Origin of the sequence: Microcoleus sp. PH2017_08_TRC_O_A, from assembly GCF_020738665.1 — a bacterium.
Classification (GTDB): domain Bacteria; phylum Cyanobacteriota; class Cyanobacteriia; order Cyanobacteriales; family Microcoleaceae; genus Microcoleus.
The window spans coordinates 26,397-44,934 of record NZ_JAEQCE010000072.1 but is presented as its reverse complement, the minus strand read 5'-3'; the positions used below and the strand labels follow the sequence as shown (position 1 = coordinate 44,934).

The 18,538-nt window shown below is 45.4% G+C and carries 17 protein-coding genes; 5 read left to right on the top strand and 12 right to left on the bottom strand.

Annotated features, from left to right (window positions below; all coding sequences use genetic code 11):
• Positions 1 to 165: 165 nt before the first annotated feature.
• The 8 genes from JGK22_RS23470 to JGK22_RS23435 all read right to left on the bottom strand — a co-directional run bounded on the left by JGK22_RS23470 (position 166) and on the right by JGK22_RS23435 (position 8,834).
• The gene (locus tag JGK22_RS23470; RefSeq protein WP_293205015.1) at positions 166 to 1,029 is read right to left on the bottom strand and encodes a carbohydrate ABC transporter permease; all 864 of its coding nucleotides are present in this window, start codon (positions 1,027 to 1,029) and stop codon (positions 166 to 168) included.
• Positions 1,030 to 1,203: 174 nt separating this feature from the next.
• On the bottom strand, positions 1,204 to 2,103 hold the full coding sequence (locus JGK22_RS23465; RefSeq protein WP_293196737.1) for a sugar ABC transporter permease: 900 nt from the start codon (positions 2,101 to 2,103) through the stop codon (positions 1,204 to 1,206).
• Positions 2,104 to 2,183: 80 nt separating this feature from the next.
• A complete protein-coding gene (locus JGK22_RS23460) occupies positions 2,184 to 3,500 on the bottom strand; it encodes an ABC transporter substrate-binding protein (protein WP_293205012.1) in 1,317 nt (438 codons plus the stop codon).
• A 571-nt stretch (positions 3,501 to 4,071) separates the two neighbouring features.
• Positions 4,072 to 5,469, bottom strand: a complete 1,398-nt coding sequence (locus JGK22_RS23455) for a DUF4912 domain-containing protein (protein WP_293185227.1) — start codon at positions 5,467 to 5,469, stop codon at positions 4,072 to 4,074.
• 227 nt (positions 5,470 to 5,696) lie between these two features.
• Positions 5,697 to 5,831 (bottom strand): hypothetical protein, encoded by a 135-nt coding sequence (locus JGK22_RS23450; protein ID WP_293185226.1) that lies wholly within the window; start codon positions 5,829 to 5,831, stop codon positions 5,697 to 5,699.
• Between the two features lie 282 nt (positions 5,832 to 6,113).
• Positions 6,114 to 6,362, bottom strand: coding sequence for a tetratricopeptide repeat protein (locus tag JGK22_RS23445; RefSeq protein WP_293313871.1), 249 nt, complete (start codon positions 6,360 to 6,362; stop codon positions 6,114 to 6,116).
• Positions 6,363 to 6,370: 8 nt separating this feature from the next.
• The gene (locus JGK22_RS23440) at positions 6,371 to 7,519 is read right to left on the bottom strand and encodes a tetratricopeptide repeat protein (RefSeq protein WP_293313849.1); all 1,149 of its coding nucleotides are present in this window, start codon (positions 7,517 to 7,519) and stop codon (positions 6,371 to 6,373) included.
• Positions 7,476 to 8,834 (bottom strand): P-loop NTPase fold protein, encoded by a 1,359-nt coding sequence (locus JGK22_RS23435; RefSeq protein WP_293190428.1) that lies wholly within the window; start codon positions 8,832 to 8,834, stop codon positions 7,476 to 7,478. The genes JGK22_RS23440 and JGK22_RS23435 overlap by 44 nt, the downstream gene beginning before the upstream one ends.
• A 195-nt stretch (positions 8,835 to 9,029) precedes the next feature.
• Here JGK22_RS23435 and JGK22_RS23430 point away from each other — a divergent pair, with 195 nt between their 5' ends.
• Positions 9,030 to 9,149, top strand: coding sequence for a hypothetical protein (locus tag JGK22_RS23430; RefSeq protein WP_325315896.1), 120 nt, complete (start codon positions 9,030 to 9,032; stop codon positions 9,147 to 9,149).
• Here the strand turns inward: JGK22_RS23430 and JGK22_RS23425 are convergent.
• On the bottom strand, positions 9,142 to 9,585 hold the full coding sequence (locus tag JGK22_RS23425) for an Imm30 family immunity protein (RefSeq protein WP_293190429.1): 444 nt from the start codon (positions 9,583 to 9,585) through the stop codon (positions 9,142 to 9,144). The genes JGK22_RS23430 and JGK22_RS23425 overlap by 8 nt on opposite strands.
• Before the next feature lie 24 nt (positions 9,586 to 9,609).
• Positions 9,610 to 9,900, bottom strand: a complete 291-nt coding sequence (locus tag JGK22_RS23420; protein ID WP_293190430.1) for a type II toxin-antitoxin system Phd/YefM family antitoxin — start codon at positions 9,898 to 9,900, stop codon at positions 9,610 to 9,612.
• Between the two features lie 148 nt (positions 9,901 to 10,048).
• Here JGK22_RS23420 and cysS point away from each other — a divergent pair, with 148 nt between their 5' ends.
• On the top strand, positions 10,049 to 11,623 hold the full coding sequence (gene cysS / locus JGK22_RS23415; RefSeq protein WP_293190431.1) for a cysteine--tRNA ligase: 1,575 nt from the start codon (positions 10,049 to 10,051) through the stop codon (positions 11,621 to 11,623).
• Positions 11,624 to 11,684: 61 nt separating this feature from the next.
• Here cysS and JGK22_RS23410 read toward each other — a convergent pair whose 3' ends face one another.
• Positions 11,685 to 12,665 (bottom strand): alpha/beta fold hydrolase, encoded by a 981-nt coding sequence (locus tag JGK22_RS23410; RefSeq protein ID WP_293313846.1) that lies wholly within the window; start codon positions 12,663 to 12,665, stop codon positions 11,685 to 11,687.
• 144 nt (positions 12,666 to 12,809) lie between these two features.
• Between JGK22_RS23410 and JGK22_RS23405 the strand changes: the two genes are divergently transcribed.
• A complete protein-coding gene (locus tag JGK22_RS23405; RefSeq protein ID WP_293224269.1) occupies positions 12,810 to 13,937 on the top strand; it encodes an AI-2E family transporter in 1,128 nt (375 codons plus the stop codon).
• Positions 13,938 to 14,433: 496 nt separating this feature from the next.
• Here the strand turns inward: JGK22_RS23405 and JGK22_RS23400 are convergent, their stop codons facing one another.
• Positions 14,434 to 15,351 carry an OmpA family protein gene (locus JGK22_RS23400; RefSeq protein ID WP_293313843.1) on the bottom strand — a complete coding sequence of 306 codons (918 nt, stop codon included), beginning with the start codon at positions 15,349 to 15,351 and terminating at the stop codon, positions 14,434 to 14,436.
• 237 nt (positions 15,352 to 15,588) lie between these two features.
• Between JGK22_RS23400 and JGK22_RS23395 the strand changes: the two genes are divergently transcribed.
• A complete protein-coding gene (locus tag JGK22_RS23395; RefSeq protein WP_293313840.1) occupies positions 15,589 to 16,263 on the top strand; it encodes a hypothetical protein in 675 nt (224 codons plus the stop codon).
• Positions 16,264 to 16,271: 8 nt separating this feature from the next.
• A complete protein-coding gene (locus JGK22_RS23390; protein WP_293313837.1) occupies positions 16,272 to 18,350 on the top strand; it encodes an abortive infection protein in 2,079 nt (692 codons plus the stop codon).
• Positions 18,351 to 18,538 lie beyond the last annotated feature (188 nt).

Sequence of the window (18,538 nt, the reverse complement as noted above, 5' to 3'; positions counted from 1 at the left end):
ATTAAATAACTTACAATCTTTATTGTTCTTGTGGAATGGGCGTCCCGCCCGTTCTTTCTGGACGGGCGGGACGCCCATTCCACAAACTTGTGTAAATTATTTAATTCGCGATCCTTAACTATTTGACTGTTTTATTGACAAATTCACCACTCAAAACTCTCCTTACTATCCCTTGACAGCCCCGGCTGTTAAACCCTGAACGATGCGCCGTTGGAACACCAAAACTAGCAAAACCAAGGGTAAGGTTCCTAAAACTGTGGCTGCTGCGATCGGGCCGTAGGGAATCTCAAAGACTGATGCACCGCTGAGTTGAGCCGTGGCGACGGGAATTGTTTTCAGAGATTCGCGAGTCATAAATGTCAGTGCGAAAATAAACTCGTTCCAAGCTGAAATAAATGTCAGAATTCCGGTTGTGACTAAGGCGGGAAATGTCATCGGCAGCACGATTTGCCAGAGCATTTGAAAGGTGTTGTATCCGTCAACTTTAGCAGCATCTTCTAAATCTTTTGGCAGTTGTTGAAAGAAACTCCGCATTACCAAAATTGTTAGCGGCAGATTGATAGCTGTGTATGGAATAATTAAGGCTAAATAATTATTTCCTAAATCCAAAGCTTTGACTATTTCCAACAGTCCTAAAAATAACAACACCGCCGGAAATAGCGTCACAATTGTCACACTTGCCAGAATAATTCTCTCGCCCCACAGCCGCAATCTGGCTAATGCGTAAGCTGCGGGAGCACCTACTGCTAAACACAGCAGTGTGGAAGTAATGGAAACAAAAGCGCTATTTAAAATGTAAAGTGCAAACGGACGGCGCTGGAATAAGGACAGGTAATGATCGAAGGTAATTCGTGCGGGAATGTAGACGTTGGGAATTGCTGAGATATCGGCGTTTACTTTGAAGGAAGTCAGCACTTGCCAGATGATGGGTGCGAGGAAATATGCGACAATTAATATCGCTGATAGGGGCAAGATTAATTGCCGGATGTTAAAGGGTTTTGTGGTAGGTTGTTCGCGGGCGATCGACATAGTTTATACCAATGAAAGGAACGTTTCATTCAGTTGACAGTTGACAGTTGACAGTTGACAGCTACCTCTACCTGGAAGGAAGAAGATTGAAGCAATGAATAGTCTGATTTTAATTTCTCCCTCAACGTATCTGATTCATTAACTACCACCAACCTAAAATCCCCAATCCCAAATCTAAAATTGACTGGCGCGGGCTCTCGATAATAGGTAACTGGCGATCGCAACTGCGGCCACTAACAGCAAAAAAGTACACACCACCAAAGCCGCCCCGTACCCAAAGTCTAAATACCTCATCACCGTGCTGTAAATGTAGATAGAAACCGTCTCAGTCGCCCCAGCCGGCCCCCCTCCCGTCATCACCTGAATCAAGTCAAAAATGCCGAAAGCTTGGGCAAATCGAAACAGCAAAGCAATCACAATTTGGGGCATCAGCAGCGGCAAGGTAATTTGACGGAAACTCTGCCAACTACTGGCGCCGTCAATGGCGTGGGCTTCATACAAATCACCGGAAATCGATTGCAATCCCGCTAACAAAAGCAGACTGACAAACGGCGTAGTTTTCCAAACATCGGCTGTAATCACTGCCATCATTGCCAAAGTCGGATCTCCCAACCAGCTAATGCTCTTTTGAATCAATCCCAAGCGCAGTAAAATGTCGTTAATTACGCCGTATTGATCGTTAAAAATCCACGCCCAAGCTACACCCATCAATGCAGTAGGTAGCGCCCAAGGCAGCAGGGAAATTGTCCGCACAATGCCGCGCCCCGTGAAAGATTGATTTAAGACTAAGGCAATGCCCATGCCGAGAATTAATTCCAGCACAACAGAGGCAAAAGTAAAGACTGTGGTGTTGCTTAAAGTTTGCCAGAAACGCCCGTCGCCTAACATTCGACTGTAGTTAGCAAAGCCGGAAAAAACCAGTTTCAATTCAGTACCGAGGTTTTGGGTGAATAAACTCAGCCAAAACGCGCGCAAGATTGGGTAAGCAAATACTAGCAGCAGAATTATCAATGCTGGTGCTACTAATATCCATCCGGTTCTTTGTTCGCGCTGTCGCATCTTGTCTGATTGCATATTTTTTAGCCCTAATTTATCCCTCATTTACGGCTTTAGGACTGTCAACTGTCAACTGTCAACTGTCAACTGTCAACTGTTCAAGAAGCTTTTGGTTGTTTCAAACTTCCTAATAAATTGCGAGTTTCGCTAGCCGCCGCTTTCATTGCTTGTTCCGCAGTCATTCTCCCAGTAAAAGCTGAACTCAAATAGCGCTGCAAAATATCAGAAGCTTGAGCGTATTGTGCAATGGGCGGGCGCAAGGCTGGGCGTTCCACTACTTTTAAAAGTTGCGGGTAGTGGGGATATTTGGCGACTATTTCTTTGTCGGTAAATAGGGATTTGTAACTGGGAATTAAACCTGTTTCTAAAATAAATTTGCGCTGGGTTGCCTCGCTGGTGAGGTATTTAATTGCTTTCCAGGCTTGTTCTGGATGTTTTGATGTTTTGGATATTCCCCAGCCCCAGCCGCCCAAGCAAGAACCGCCTGTTTTACCGATACTGCTGAGCATTGGCTCGATCGCAATTTTGCCTCTCACTTTAGATCCCTCGGCATTTGCTAGCTTCCAAACATAGGGCCAGTTTCGCAAAAACAGCGCTTTCCCGTTTTGAAACAACAGCCTGGTTTCTTCTTCGCCGTAGGTAGTAACACCCGCTGGAGAGATGCCGGAGGCGATCGTATTTTTGAGAAATTCCACTGCTTTAATGGCCTCGGGTTTATCTAACCCAACTTCAAAAGTTTGAGGATTAGCCCAGAAGCCGCCGAAACCCGAGAGCACTTCGACAAACATCGCAGATACTCCCTCATATTGTTTACCTTGCCACAGATAACCCCAAGTTGCTTTTCCTTGTTGCTGTAAGTTTTGAGAGATTTTTACCATCTCTTCAAAATTTTTCGGTGCTGGAATTCCGGCTTGTTTTAAAATGTCTTTGCGGTAATAAAGCATTCCGGCATCCGAAGCGTGGGGAATTCGGTAAAGTTTGCCCCGATACCTTCCGCCTTCAACGTTACCGGGGATGAATTTTGCAAGTTGTTCGGGGGGAATTCTGTCGGTTAAATCCCTTACCCAACCTGCGGCGGCAAATTTGGGAACCCAAACGATATCCATGTTGATGATGTCGTAGGGCGACTCGCCTAAAAGAAAGGCAGATGTGTAAAGATTTTCGACGAGGTTTGTGTCAAAGGGCCCTTCTACGAGGTTGATGCGAATATCGCGGTTTTTCTGTTCAAATTCTTTGACAAACGGTTTCCAGTTGGCAATGTCTTGGCCTTGCATTAACATCGTCAGCACAACTGGCTGCTGAGTCAGTGCGGGCAGAATAAATAACAGCAAGACGGCTGCTAATGTGACAGCGAATAAGGCGAAAAGACGGGGGCGCTTTTGCCTTCGCTGGGGCGGGGAATTTATTTTGGGCATTGGCTTTTGAGATATGACTGTGCGATCGCCTTACTGATCTCATAACTCGCTTTCTTTCGTTTCGCGGGATTTACCGAGTTTGTGCAATGAAAATTTAAGTAAACTTTAGCTTACTTAATAATTGTTGAGTGAAAATTACAAATTTTGAGGTCACGAGTTCGATCGCAAGTTAAGTCAACATCTATCTACAGGCAGATGTTGAGAGTCTTGTCTAATATCGTTGACGCTAGCATTGATATGATTCAATCGTTGGGGCGGTGCGTGAGTAATAGTCTCGAAGTGTGGATGTAAAGATTTCTCGCCCTCACGCACCCTACCAAGAAATAATTCTTATTCCTTATTCCCTCTGTCAACTGTCAACTGTCAACTGTCAACTGTCAACTGTCAACTCTTCCTTCTAAATACAAAAAACACCGCTCCTCAAAATAGGAGAACGGTGTATAGGGGGTGTTATGGGTTGTTGTCTGAAACTAACCCTAACAAATCGCCATTTGCTCCGGGTAGGCCTTGTGATGGTTAAAAAATTGGCACAAACCCAAACACCTACCGGGATCGCGATCGACATTTACGATTAGCCCAACCATTCCACAACAGAATCTTCCTTAGTGTTGGTGCGACGTTCAGGGGTTTCGCGCTCGAATTTCATGTGGACAGCGCGGTTTTGTTCGCCGTCTGCTGCTACTGCAAAAATCGGATAGTCGATCAAGCCGTCTTGGAAAGACATCTGGAAGCGGAAAGTGCCGTCAGCATTCAGTTTGATTGGCTGTCCGCCTACGTAGACGGTAGCATCGGGTTCGGTGGCGCCGTAGACGATCAGTTCGGCATCAGCAACTAACCAGAACTGGCGGGGGCGCATCGGGGCGGCAAAGCCAACTCCCGACATACCGACACCGGAGGACATACCGAAACCGGACATGGTGAGGCCAGACATACCCACACCTGACGCAGTGAGGCCGGACATACCCACACCTGACGCAGTGAGGCCGGACATACCCACACCTGACGCAGTGAGGCCGGACATACCCACACCTGACGCAGTGAGGGCAGACATTCCTGCCCCAGCCCACATTCCAACACCGGAGGGGAATACGTAGGAACTCAAAGCTTGTTCGTGGATTGCGGATTGCTGGATCGAACCTGCAACGTGCTGCATGGAACCGAACATCGAACCTGCTACGCGCATCGATTCTGCCGATTCTGCCATGCCGAAGATTTGTTCGTAGATGGCGTTGCCGGTGCTGTAAGCGATGCCGTTGGTTGCTTGTGCGATTTTCTTGGCCGGGGGAACCAGTTCGGCGAAGGTTTGGCCGCGCAAGTCTTCTTCCCAGTCGAGGGTGATGAATTGGTCTTCAATCCAGTCGCTGGGATAGATTGGCGGGACTCGGACTTCTGCCGATCGCGCCAACACCAACCAACGGCCGTCTGCACAGCGGTAGCCAATGTCGATCGCATAATCGCGATCGCTTACGGGGATTGGCACGTACCATTCCCGCGCCAGTTCGTCGCAGGGATATTCTTGAATGCTGTGGGGGCTTTGGATGTCGAGGTTAACATCTGTAACGTCGTAGATCCGCAGGGCGAGTTGCTGTCCGCCTTGGCGGCGCATTTCTTGTTTGCGATCGTTCGGGATATCCCAGTAGGTGTAAGCCCATTCTGGATCGCGGGGCATCAAAACAACCCGGCTTTCACCGTAACCGTTGGGCAAATCTGCTAAACCTTCATCTACAGACGCCAAAGAACCGCCTGTTCTATCTTCTTGACCTAGTTCAAACTTTGCTGCTTCCACTGCTTCTTGTGCCTCTAGTTTGCGAGATGGACTGTATGAAAACTTGTTGCGCTGAATTTCTTGAATTGATGCCAGAAGTTGCGATTTCCGCATCCGGCTGTAGCGAGAGACTCCACATTCGCTAGCAACTCTGCGGAGTTGTCGCAAAGTCATCTCTTCTAATGGTGGGCGTTCTTTTGCCATGAGTTTGTTCTCCACTAATTTGGATGGCGGGTTAGATTTTTCGATTCAACACTAATGTGTTGATTTTTTGAGTTAGAAACTCTTTTAAATACAATTACGATCGAGCTTCTGAATCTCTCCAACCTTTGAAGCCTTGCTGGTTTTTAGCTTGTCTTGTCCCCAATTGCGATCGGGGTTTCTGACTTATTGGCTTCTGCGCGCACCGTCCGATCTAAATAAAGCTTTATCTATCGATTCTTGATTGACAAGATCGATTGTGCGAGTGCGATCGGTGCTGCTAGCAACGCTGTGCCGGCAGCACACGCGCTATCTGACTCCCAAAGTTGCTCAATCAAAGCATTTCTTTGGGATCGCTTTGTCATGACTTAATGTTGCAGACAACTCCCGGTCTGGTCAAGGGGTCTTTTGCCTTAATCATGGGTACTTATACGCATTTTCGGGGATTCGGGGATCAATATGTCAGGGAATATTGATATTTTAGAGCGTCAGGGGATCGATGTTCGGACAAATATCAGGGTTTGATGACATATTCTGGGACGGGGCTGGTGATGGGTTTGGAGGGTTTGGTGGGTGAGGGCGGCCAGAAACCGGGTTTCTACGAGATTTTACGCATCCTCACGAGATATTCGTGAGAAACCCGGTTTCTAAATCCCGCGCGCAAACTTACGATCTCCATCCATCTGCTCAACCTCAGCAATAATTTCCTTCACTATCTCCGCATCGGGCGATCGCAAATGCTGTAAAATCTTCAAAGATTGCTGTAAATAATTCAAAGCTTGGTCAAAATCTCCCTGCGCTGCTAACAACTGTCCAAGCATTGCGAAAGTAGCAGTTTTCCCTTGAACATCGCCAATTTTTTCCTTAAGTTCGAGAGATTGTTGATAAAATGCGATCGCCTTTTCTACATCCCCTTGTAAAATGCGATCGCCTTTTCTACATCCCCTTGATTGGCATAGATTATTGCTAGACAGTGCAAAGTAGCAGCTTTCCCTTGAACATCGCCAATTTTTTCCTCAAGTTCGAGAGATTCTTGATAAAATGCGATCGCCTTTTCTACATCCCCTTGATTGGCATAGATTATTGCTAGTTGGTGCAAAGTAGCAGCTTTCATCTTAATATCGCCGATGCGTTCAAAGATTTCCATAGCTTGCTTTTCTAAAGTAATCGCTTTTTCGATTTCTCCTAGATTGCGTTCAACAATTGCTAATTCATGCAAAGAATTTGCCTTGAGTTCGGCTAAATCTTCATCATCTTTAACCAAATCTAATGCTTGTTTCAGATAGTATTTTGCTGTTGAGTAGTCACTCCGACTGCGATAAGCAATTCCCAAATCATTCAAAACCCTAATGCGAGTTTTTAAATCACCTTGAGTTTCCTCGCGCCCATTCGAGGGAGTGTATTCAATCAATAACCGTTTTAATAAATCTATCCGTTCCTGCTTTTCTGGAACCTCACAATTGCTAATTTCTTTGCTAGCATCCAGAGTTTGAGAAATCGCATCATCCCTAGTATTTGCCGGAGTTTTAAACACAAAAGTTCCCGAATTCCAGGCCCAGAAATCCGGCGCATAATTAGCAACTCGCGTAATCGCATAATCTGGCAAACAAAAAATCATTGGATGCCGTACCATAACCGGATAAGCATCTCGCACCCAATTAAAATCTACCAACATTGGCGGATATTCCCCCGTCATCCCGATCGCATTTTCCACTCCCCGCACAATGAAAATCAACTTTTTGTCTGGTTGAACCTTGACTGCTGGCAAAACCTTCAGAATTTCATCCATCAAAAAGCGCATATCAGGATCGGGAAAATCCCAAATCTCAAACTGCATCTCTTGACAATCGGGATGATTAATTAAAGCCTGAATAATCGCATCTGTATCCTTCGCAAAATTACAGTCAATAAATCCCAAATCAAAGGCATCATCGGGAACAATATCGACAAACGTCAGCAATTGGTCAAAAGATTCTTGATTGAATTCAATTATCCTTTGCTGGTGTATTTCAGGGATTTCCTTGAATTGATCTAAGGGCTTGTTGGAAAGCATAACTTTGTTTTACGAGTGGGTTGACATAATTCCACCGACTATTGCCGTTGTATTCCAAGACGGAAAGATTGAATAATAAATTTTGTCCGATTTCTTCTTTAGCAATATCTTTGTCGATGCAAACTCGCGCTAGTATTGTATAATATTCTGGTGTAGGAGTAGACCTTTCAAAATCAAATTGCTGTTGATTTAAAGCGTAAGTTACATCTTCAGCCAAAACTTTATTGTGTTTGCGAGTAATGGCCGTGCGACAAGCCGATCGAGTTATCTGCATCAATTGTCGCACATGACCGCCACTGGCTTTTGCCAAATCTAGCAACTGTTTTCGATCATCAAATACCGCACTAACATCAACTCGTTTCTCGATCAAACTGGCAACTCCATCTAATCTTTGCTGATTGCAATTTAAATCGCACTCACTGCGGTTAAATTCATAAATATTCACCATTGGCACGATGTTGGGATTGCTATCAAATAAATTGCTGACATTTTTATATGAATAAATTACCGAAATCGGCACTGTATAGATAATTGTACAGTCTAGTTCTTGCAGTTGAGGAGCATAATCAAAAAACAAATGATTGGCAACTCTTGGAGTAATGCGGTCTAAGTTATCAACAATCAGTAAAAATCCTTTTTTGTAACGGCCTGGATATTTGCGTATCAGCTTGTCAAAAGCATCTTTTAACAACAGATTCATATCTGTTTGCAAGCGGGATAGATTGCGCTGAAGAGTTTCGCGAATAACTTGTTTGTGTTGACTAGAACCTCGGATTTGACCGATCAATTTTGCCATCAGCTTAGAAATAAAGGGAATTTCTGCCCCTGCACTTGCTTCAGTTTCAATGCTAACAGAAGATTGAACAGTTTCTTCTGTTTCTTTAGTGACTTCTTTAAACCACAATTCAAAACTATGTAATAGTTTTGGATCAAACTTCAATCCTAATTCAGTTAACTCATCAGCTACTTTTTTGATAACTAGCAAATATAAATCGGTATATTCAGCATCAAGAACATCTAGTTCCTGATCGAATTCTATATAAATCACCCGATATTCATTTTCCCACCGCGACTGAATGCGTTTTAATTCTGTACTTTTGCCGCATCCCCGATGTCCGGTAAACAAAATTGTGTTAAATTCTCCCGGTTCTTGAAGATCCAAATCCGTGCTAACATTTTCGATCGCCACTGTGTTGCGTACTGCGGACAAATCTACATAATATCGGGCAATATCATCACCCGCTAGAGGCTTGACATCGCAAGCGCGGTAAGCTTCCTTGAGTGTTTTGGCGCGGTTGGGTGGGAGTGAAGTCATCGGATTTTAGATTATGGATTGTAGATGGAACCCACAGTTGACTGCGATTAGGGGCGATCGCAATGTGGAGCTTTTCAACCCCAATTCTAACTCATATCTCACACGATACTCAAAAAATGGCGATCGCCACCGACTGACCATAATTAATTATTGTCCTAAAAATCAGGTTTTCCAATACTTTTGTAAAGACAAGGAATCGCCAACGAACTGTTAAAAGAAGAAGTTCATCAAAGCGATATAGTGCTGGCTTTTCACCATCCAGACGATCGATCGCCCTTTGACAGATTTTGCTGTTGCCTAAACATTCTTACCTAGCCAACTCTAATTTTGGTTCCCGCTTGCTTAAATTGTAACTAGCGCTTTCTTCCAGCAATTGACGAACAAAACTAGGTTCTTCGGAGTTCAATGAATGCAAAATATCTCGATACAAACGACAAGCATCATCATCATTCAAAATGCGGTTGTGGAGAATTCTCGTCCATTCCGAAGCAACGAGCATTAATTGCGGTATAACTGTAACAAATGCTTGAATCTGTGCTGACACATCAAAAGATTCTAAAAAATGAATCAAACCGAACATGACTTCTGGCTGTTCGCAGCGATCGTCTAAAATCAGATGCAAATCTGGCAAATCTTCATTGTGAGGACGATCGGCAACTGAGGCTAAAGCATTTTCAAAAGCTGTCACTTCATCAGGCGATCGCATTAATTTATTTTTTTCTAAAAAGTTAATCCAAATATTTTCTTTCATCAGCTATTACCTTCCTCATCTGATTCATGGGGAACTGTCTAACTTGTCAAACAGTTGATTAAAAAAATCCTCCGCTTTTTTCCCTTCCCCTCGATCCATTTGTTCCAAGCCCAGTTTAATTCCCTTTAAACTCTCCAATAACTCAACTGCATCTAAAAGCTTCTGATAAGATTCAGCATCCTGAACAACTAACTCTGCTTTCCCGTTGACAGTTAAAACTAAAGGATTTTTTGTTTGCTTCAGTCGCTGCACAAACTCAGTCGTATTACGTTTGAAATCGGTGAGAGAATGTATGTCTCTTGAAAGGTTGATCATAATAATAACATTAAATTAGCATCTAATTCAATGCTACACCATGCCGACGGAGTTCGTCAATCAAATTTTGATAGCAAAAAAAATAGCGGAATCAAACGCGGTACTATAATAAATTAGAGCAATACATCAATCCCAAATCTCAAATCCCATGTCCCTAACGCTTTACAACAGCTTGACCCGCCGCGAATCACCTTTCGATCCCATCGAACCCTCAAAGGTGCGGATGTATTGCTGCGGCGTTACGGTATACGATTACTGCCACGTCGGCCACGCCCGCGCTTACATCGTCTGGGATATGGTGCGCCGATATCTGATGTGGCGGGGATACTCGGTGCGCTACGTACAGAATTTTACCGATATTGATGACAAGATTCTCGATCGCGCCCGCGAGACAAATTCCACAATGGAAGCCGTAGCCGAACGCTTCATCGACGAATATTTTGCCGACATGGACAAACTAAATATTCTCAGGGCCGATGAATATCCCCGCGCCACCCACTCAATAGACGGCATCAAACGGCTGATTCACGAGTTAGAAAACAAAGGCTTTGCCTATGCGAACAGTGGCGACGTTTACTACAGCGTTCGCAAGTTTGACAACTACGGAAAACTTTCCGGCCGCAAGTTGGAAGAAATGGAAGCCGGGGCTAGCGGCAGATTAGAAACTGCCGAAATAGAAGCTCAAAAAAAGCAAGATTCCTCAGATTTCGCCCTGTGGAAAAGCGCTAAACCCGGTGAACCTTTTTGGGAATCATCTTGGGGAAAAGGTCGCCCCGGATGGCACATTGAATGTTCGGCGATGGTGCGCGATTGCTTGGGCGAAACTATTGATATTCACTGCGGCGGTTCCGATTTAACTTTTCCGCATCACGAAAACGAAATTGCTCAATCTGAAGCTGCGACTGGCAAGTCTTTGGCTAATTATTGGATGCACAATGCTTTTGTGACTGTTAATGGCAGAAAGATGTCGAAGTCTTTGCACAATTTTATTACAATTCGCGATTTGTTGGAGGGGAATTGGTCGGGAGAACTTGAATCTGACCCCCCCCAGCCCCCCCTTGCTAAGGGGGGGAGTAAGAGTGAAAATGAATCTGCCCTTGCTAAGGGGGGGAGTAAGAATCAAGGCGATAAGTCAAAAGCGGTGGAACCGATGGCGGTGAGGCTGTTTGTGTTTATGGCGCAGTATCGCAGTCAGATAGATTTTACCGAAGATGCGATCGCCAATGCTCAAAATGGCTGGAATACTATCAACGAAGGCTTGCTTTTTGGACTCCGATATGCCGATAAACTAAATTGGGATGTTGAGAAAACCGGACAAGATACCAAAGCTGTGGAGCAATTCCAAGCAGCTATGGATAATGATTTCAATACTCCTGCTGCTTTGGCTGTTTTGTTTGAATTGGCGAAGGAATTGGGTAAGGAAAGCAATGTTTTGGTGCATCAAGGCAAAACTGAAACTTCGCCGGAATTGTTGCAGCTTCATTGGCTGACTTTGGTGAATTTGGCGGGAGTTTTGGGGTTGGAGGTGCAACCGGAAGCTGACAGCGATGCGGCGGTTGGCGGTTTGAGTGATGCGGAAATTGAGGCGATGATTCAGCAGCGGAAGGATGCCCGGATAGCTAGAAATTTCGCTGAGGGCGATCGCATTCGCAACGAACTCAAGGATCGGGGCATTACTCTGATCGATCAAAAAGATGGCACAACAATTTGGCATCGCAGTTGAAATTCAGAGTTTTTTAACCGCAGATGAACGCGGATTAACGCAGACGAAATTCCATCCGCGTTCATCTGTGTTCATCTGCTGATATCTGCGGTTGCAAACTTCCATTCACAAACTCCGCAACAGCACTCACAAATTCTGCCGTAGATTCGTAGGGTAAAACATTGCGCCCCGGCATTAATAAACCCTCTGCGTTGGGAAAGTTAGCCAAATATTGCGCTATTCTTTCCTCTGGTTTTTCTTCCTTACCTGATTGACTGATGCTTGAGGCTTTTTCTCCCATGATAACGAGTGCCGGATTTATAAACTGTTGAATCGTGGTACTATAATCTTGCCGCCAAAAACCCGCTAAAAATGAGAAAACTGCATGACGGCTGTCAGGATTTGCCGCCCCAGCTTGCAAAGCATCCAACCATTCGCTGTCAACTTTAGCAGCATCGCCAAACAGTTGTTTTGCAGAAAAAGAGCGCAAAAATTTAGCGCGTCTGGCGTATCGATAAAAAGCGTTTCCCAAGGGAGAGTCTAACAAATTCCAGACGATTTTTTGCTCTCTATCTGTCGAATGTTTGTTCATCACCGCCCAAGCTGGAGGCCCGGCGAGGACTAAGGAATGGATTAAGTTAGAACCGCTTTTCTGCTGGATTTTGGCTAATTCCAAGGCTACACACAGTAAAGCACCTTGCACGAGGACGATCGCAGGTTTTTTTACTACAGTCTCCAAGAAAAACTGCAACTGTGCCGCCCAATCCTCAGGATAGCAAGCCACAGCGGGCATTTCGCAATCACCGCAGCCCAAAAGGTCGGGATTGTAAATCGGATTTGTGTTACCTGATTTGTACCAACTTTCGCAAAATCTGTGCCAAAAGACTCTTGACAATCCAACTCCTATGGGATGAATTAATAACAAAGGTATGCTATCTTCTGTCGCAGTAGTTGGTTGATAAACATCATAAGCGCAGCGATATTTTTGCCATTCGTAAAACAGCGTTGGTGATTTGATAGACGAAATGGCTGATAAATCTTGAGTTGAATATTGTGGTTGCATATTATTTTTTTGTGCCGATGTTACTTTTTATTATAAAATGAGTAGGGCTGGGTTTTACCCAAAATATATGGGGTAACTCAGAAGATAAATAAACCCGCCCTGTGCGAGGAGATAAGCGCAACTACAGACCTTTATTATTTAATCATGTCTGAACAGCGGATTACAATTTCTATACCTAACTTGCTGCTCATTGTAGCATCGTCCTTGCTGCTAGTGCTGCTGTGGCAATTGCGGAGTCTGCTAGTAATTCTGATGATATCAGTGGTGCTCGCTGCTTCGATCGTCCCGATCGTCAATTGGGCCGAAACCATGCGCGTTCCCCGCTGGCTGGCGGTGATTCTGGTTTATTTAACTCTGATTGGCGGATTCAGCGGGACGGTAGTGTTAATCGGGCCGACAGTCATCGATCAAATACAGTTACTGGTGCGACAGTTACCAGTTTACGCCGAAAGTCTGGAAGTGGTAGCGACTAGCTTAGCCAGTCGCCTCACCGATGATGCACCTGCTTTGGTGAATCAGTTGCTGGACACTCAATCGCTGACAAATTGGCTGATTCGATCGAGCCAACAACTGGTTTTGCGATCGTACAGTTTAACAAGAGGCATTCTCGGCGGCTTCTTCAGCCTAGTTTTAGCATTATTTATTTCCGGGTACATGGTAGCGGACAGCGACACATTAATTAAAAGTTTGGTGCAGTTTTTCCCGAAACCTTGGGACACAAAACTCGCCGCCCAAGCCACGCCCATCGGGCAAAGAATGGGGAGTTACATTCGCGGGCGGGTGTTAGTTTCGGGGATTTTAGGGATATTTATCACCGCAGGTTTGAGCTTTTTGGGGATGCCGGAGTTTGCTTTGGGCTTGGGTGCGATCGCAGGTGTGACAAATCTGATTCCCTTCATTGGCCCGGTTTTGGGTGCAGTACCCGCCTTAATCGTCGCCTTAGCTAAGGGTGGATGGGTGTTGTTGTGGGTATTGCTGCTGTTTGTATTTATCCAAAACTTAGAAACTTACGTACTAGATCCTTTGCTGGTTGGTTCCTCGGTTGGGGTGCATCCATTGTATCAATTGCTGTCTGTCTTGGGAGGCGTGCAAGTATTAGGAATTATTGGCGCGGTAATTGTGCCGCCTTGGTTTGCGGGAGTAGCTGCTTTGATTGAGAATTTGTATTTAAAACCGAAGCTGAGGAGCGAATATCGAGAGACAATAAATCAAGCTAAAAATAATTCTGACTTACCGCCTTTGACACCTTCGGCTTCAACAGTTGACAGTTGACAGTTGACAGTTGACAGTTGACAGCTTGTAGTTGTAGGGTGTGTCGCCTGCGATAAATTCCTAACTCAATACCGAGAATCTCAGGGCGACGCACGTGATACGACTCATTAAAATTATTTCCACAAACACCAAACTCGTCAAAGGCTGATTTGCTCAAATATTTTATCCGGTGCGTCGCCCTGAGTTTATTCGTCAATTTGAGAGATGGTTGAGGGTGACACACCCTACAATTATCTGGTGCGTCGCCCGATCGACTATTTGTCAATTTTAAAGATGGTTGGCGGCGACACACCCTACAAATAATGTTGCATGATTTTTCCTAAAATTCGGCACAGTGAATTGAAAAAACTAGACAAAATTGCCACAGCCACAAACTCTCTTGAAATTATCTGCGTTCATCTGTGTTAATCTGCCTTAAATCTGCGGTTGCTCTATCAATCCTAAGTCTAGTATCTATAAGCCCAATGACAACTGACAACTGACAACTGACAACTGACTAAGGACTAATTGCCACTTCAATGCGACGGTTGCGCTGCCGATTGATCTCAGAACTATTATCCACCGAAGGGCGACTTTCCCCGTAGCCGATCGCCACCCAATGATACTTCTGCCCGAGCACACCAGACAAATACTGCACCACAGCCTGAGCCCGCGCAAACGACACATTGCGATTTTCCGCCTCTTCAAGAGCGTCGTCAGTGTGGCCTGCAACCCGCACCGTCGCCCCCTCGTAACTCCGCAACTCCGCCACCAAATTGTCCAAAATCGCACTGGTACCCGCCCGCAGAGAAATGCTGCCAGTATTAAACAAAACATCGCTGGGCAAAGTTACCATCAGCGCATCCCCTGCAAACACTGGATTTCTCGTATTCTGTGGCTGCGCGTTACCATCGAGAGGGCTCGGCGCGGGTAAAGCCAGAGGAGGAGTGGCCTCCGTTGGGGTTGCAGCCAATTCCTGCGACATCAACTGCAACCGCTTTTCCAAAGTTTCCGTCGGGCGGCTGCTACCCAACTGACTTTCTAAAGCCGCTGTGCGCCCAATTAGCGCGTTGAGCTCGCCCTGCAACTTTCTTAAATCTCCCTGCAATTTCTCTCTCTGGGCGGGATTGACTTTCGACTGGGGAGTTGGTGTAGCGGTTGGTGCAGGAAGCGCTGGAATTGGCTTTGCTGGGGCGCGTTTCGGGCTGGAGGTCAAATTTTGAGTTACGCGCAGCAATCTCTCGGCGATCGGCATAGACGTGGCGCGTGAGGGATAAATTTGGGCGATCGCCATCCCCAAAACCCACGCAAAACCGCTGCCTACTCCCAGCAACAGCAGTCTAAAGATTAGCGACAGTAAAAATAAACCTTTTCCCCGCGACTTAGAGACGCGAGTCGGGGGGATTGAAGGTTTTTCCGTAGAATATCGCGTCATGGTTCCTCCCTCTCGGTACACATACCAGATTAATTTCGATACTATCCTATATATCCAATTTTAGATTTTGGATTTTAGATTTTAGATTGGAGGACAAATCTCAAATCTGAAAAATTCACCCGGTTTCTACAAATCTGGGGTTTGGCGGCACAGCATTTCCGACACAAACCAGATTTATCATCTCCTGCGTGTGAGGCTGAATCTGTTAGATAATATTGTAGAACTTTTGGAAAAAAAATGATGGCTGACCCTTTAAATAGCCCCTATCCCGTGCCTTGGGAATGGATTAATGAGACTCACGCTAAGGTGAGTTCAAATGCTGGCACAGGTATCCGCTACTATCGGAGTCCTTCCCTAGTTTCAACTAACGGCCAATACGCGGCTTACAGTCGAATTGAATTGCAAGTACAGCCGGAATTGGCCCGGTGTCGGGTTAGCAGCGTCATGTTTGTGGAAAATCTCAAAACTGGGGAACTGCAAACAGTGGCGGCTGCTTCGCCCCTGGCGGAAAGCGGAATGTATGCTAGCGATGACACAGATATGTCCGGGACGATCGCGATTTTAGTACCTGTTTCTTGGAATCAAGAGGGTTCCCGCGTTCTCGCCCGCGAATTTGAAGCGTTGTTCAACTCTTCCGATATGTCCGACTACGCGGTCATTTGGGATAAAAATGATAATTATACTTATACCGTTGCTCCGGCTCGCAGTCTTTACACCCATGCTGTATTGTTGGGTTGGAGTCAAGTTTGCCCGGGACAAGTTCTGTTCCGCGCCGGTCATTTGGGCGATCGATCTTGGCCTCTTTGTGCCGTCGATATGACTGGCCAAACCGTATCTGTCACCCAAGACAAACCCCTAGTTTTCGGCACTCAAGCCAGCACAGACTGGATCGAACCTAAAACTCGTTTCTAGATATATTTATGGCGGCATATTCTTCGATTTGGCCCAAAATTATTTTACTTTCCGGTCAATCTTTAGAGCAATTTCTTTTGACTCTGGGGATGACAGCTTTGGCTGTGATTTTCGGTCTCACAGCTTTTATTTTTGTTCGGGTTTTTGTCAATTGGTTGCAGGACAAGCTGGAGGAAAAACGCCATTTTCTGAAATTGAAATCACCCCTAAAAAACCGAGATTCAACTGCCAATATTGCCGCAGGTAAAAACGTTTTTTTAGAACCGCAATTTGTCGAAGAAGATTCCAATTATCCGGCGTTTTTTGAGGAACCAGAAAGCGATACTTTAGAAGAGCCGGAGCCAGAAATCGTCTGCGAAGATGCAGCAGCAGTTGCCCATCTCTACAACCCGATCGCACTTTGGCAAGGGCGCTTGATTTTGCCATCAAACGAACAGCGCCAGATTTATGGATCAGTTTTTTTTGAAGTGATCAATGCACCCAAAAAACATCAAAATTTCATTGGCAAAATAGCATTTTTGAAGTGGAGTACAGATCGCCAAGTACAATTTTTTGTCCACGCCGTCAGTCAAGATATCAGCTTCACCAAACAAACTCAAAAAAGTCAAAAATCAGGCAACATCCATCCAGATAGATTGAACGGCTGGCGCAATGTCGGCCCTTTAGAAACTCTAGCAGGTAGCAGACGCGAAGACAGCGTGACTGTGATGTTACGGAGACCGGTGATTGCCATCAACCATAGCAACAGCGACCCGCAAGAATTAATTATCGATCGCGAACCAGTACAAATTATCGGACGTTTCTGTGCCTTAGTCTCAATTTTACAGCGCCCAGAACCCGACAGCGACAAATTTATTGTCCGGCATTTGGGCCAAACATCCCAACAATTTGACGGCGCCGCCGAAATCATTCGGATTCCCCAAGTACAGCCAGACAAAAATGGGATAGCGAGGTCTACCAATCACCAAATCGAACAATCGCCATTAAATTCAGAGGGCTGGTACATTTACGGCGAAAGAGATGAAGATAATATTTTTGTTGTTCAGGCTATCGAACCCCGGAAAATTGCCCAATTAATCCCAGATGAAACACATTTCGGGTTACAAAAATCTCTCGCTTATTTAAAAGACCAAAACTGGTTAAATACTAGGGCGCAAAAAGGACAAGCCAAAAGAGTATTGTTGATGCCAAATGATGCTACAGAAAACGATTCAATCTCCCCTTGGCAAGAAGGAGATATCGGTATAGTGATTCACTGTTTCGGCGGTATCGGCGGCAAAGGCGGCGAACCGGCACCGCTGAGAATTGTCACCGGACATTTTGCTTTTGGAGTAGCAAAAGTTGTGCGCGATCGCTTTACCCGCGAACTGCGTTTTGACATAGAATACAAACAAGTTTATGCCCACAATCCAGACGGCATTGTAGCAGGTTCCAGCAAATGGCAAAGTTACATGGGAGACTTGCAGCGCGGCTGGTTGGGCGATCGCCCGGTGTGCGATATCATCTGTAAATTAGACTGCGTGTGTTGCGACTACGACTTTGACGGCATCACCTTGTCGCCTTTAGCCGAATTCAACCAGCAACTAGATATCATGATGGCGCGCTACCGCAGCGGAGACGGCACCGGCGCCAGTTTAGTCACGCCAGCAACTTCTTGCGTCCAAGATTCCAGTCAGGCAATTTACGCGACAATTAAAAAAATTACTGCGGAAATTGAGTCAAATCCTCAGATTCAAGACTGGCTGAAAACACATCCCACCGCCGCACAAACCGAAAGATTTAACCAGTTAATAGCCTTAGGAGAGAGTTTAGAAAAAGTATTAATTCCCCTCGGTGTTGTCCGTCCAGATTGGCGCAAAAATGCGAGATTGGCGGGTATTGATTCTGAACTGAAAAAAAGCTTTTTTGCTGGCATCGTGAATTCGTTCAAAGCTGCTATGAGTTACCGAACAATGCTGCCGAGGCGTACCCAAGATGCGATCGCCAAAATCCTCTTAAAACAAGGAGCTTTTTTGTGGATAATTCGCACAAATCAAGTTGGTGGATTCGATCCAGATATTGAGCCGATCGCACCTACAGGACTTTGACTCAAATTATAATATAAGAAAAAGACGGCGGTTGAAACCGCGTCTACACAAACAAATTCCGCCTCCGCGGAATGAAGAGAATTAATCAGATCCGGCGATTTTAACCGTCTTTTCTTCAACCCGCGGAGGCGGGTTTTGTCTGTGTAGACGCGGTTTCTAACCGCCGAGTCTTCTACGAATCCGGCGAT

Coding starts and splice junctions, on each gene's coding strand:
- cysS (WP_293190431.1), top strand. CDS start 10,049: ATGTCCCTAACGCTTTACAACAGCTTGACCCGCCGCGAATCACCTTTC.
- JGK22_RS23440 (WP_293313849.1), bottom strand. CDS start 7,519: ATGCTTTCCAACAAGCCCTTAGATCAATTCAAGGAAATCCCTGAAATA.
- JGK22_RS23390 (WP_293313837.1), top strand. CDS start 16,272: ATGGCGGCATATTCTTCGATTTGGCCCAAAATTATTTTACTTTCCGGT.
- JGK22_RS23465 (WP_293196737.1), bottom strand. CDS start 2,103: ATGCAATCAGACAAGATGCGACAGCGCGAACAAAGAACCGGATGGATA.
- JGK22_RS23410 (WP_293313846.1), bottom strand. CDS start 12,665: ATGCAACCACAATATTCAACTCAAGATTTATCAGCCATTTCGTCTATC.
- JGK22_RS23455 (WP_293185227.1), bottom strand. CDS start 5,469: ATGGCAAAAGAACGCCCACCATTAGAAGAGATGACTTTGCGACAACTC.
- JGK22_RS23470 (WP_293205015.1), bottom strand. CDS start 1,029: ATGTCGATCGCCCGCGAACAACCTACCACAAAACCCTTTAACATCCGG.
- JGK22_RS23460 (WP_293205012.1), bottom strand. CDS start 3,500: ATGCCCAAAATAAATTCCCCGCCCCAGCGAAGGCAAAAGCGCCCCCGT.
- JGK22_RS23450 (WP_293185226.1), bottom strand. CDS start 5,831: ATGACAAAGCGATCCCAAAGAAATGCTTTGATTGAGCAACTTTGGGAG.
- JGK22_RS23405 (WP_293224269.1), top strand. CDS start 12,810: ATGTCTGAACAGCGGATTACAATTTCTATACCTAACTTGCTGCTCATT.
- JGK22_RS23400 (WP_293313843.1), bottom strand. CDS start 15,351: ATGACGCGATATTCTACGGAAAAACCTTCAATCCCCCCGACTCGCGTC.
- JGK22_RS23420 (WP_293190430.1), bottom strand. CDS start 9,900: ATGATCAACCTTTCAAGAGACATACATTCTCTCACCGATTTCAAACGT.
- JGK22_RS23435 (WP_293190428.1), bottom strand. CDS start 8,834: ATGACTTCACTCCCACCCAACCGCGCCAAAACACTCAAGGAAGCTTAC.
- JGK22_RS23395 (WP_293313840.1), top strand. CDS start 15,589: ATGATGGCTGACCCTTTAAATAGCCCCTATCCCGTGCCTTGGGAATGG.
- JGK22_RS23425 (WP_293190429.1), bottom strand. CDS start 9,585: ATGAAAGAAAATATTTGGATTAACTTTTTAGAAAAAAATAAATTAATG.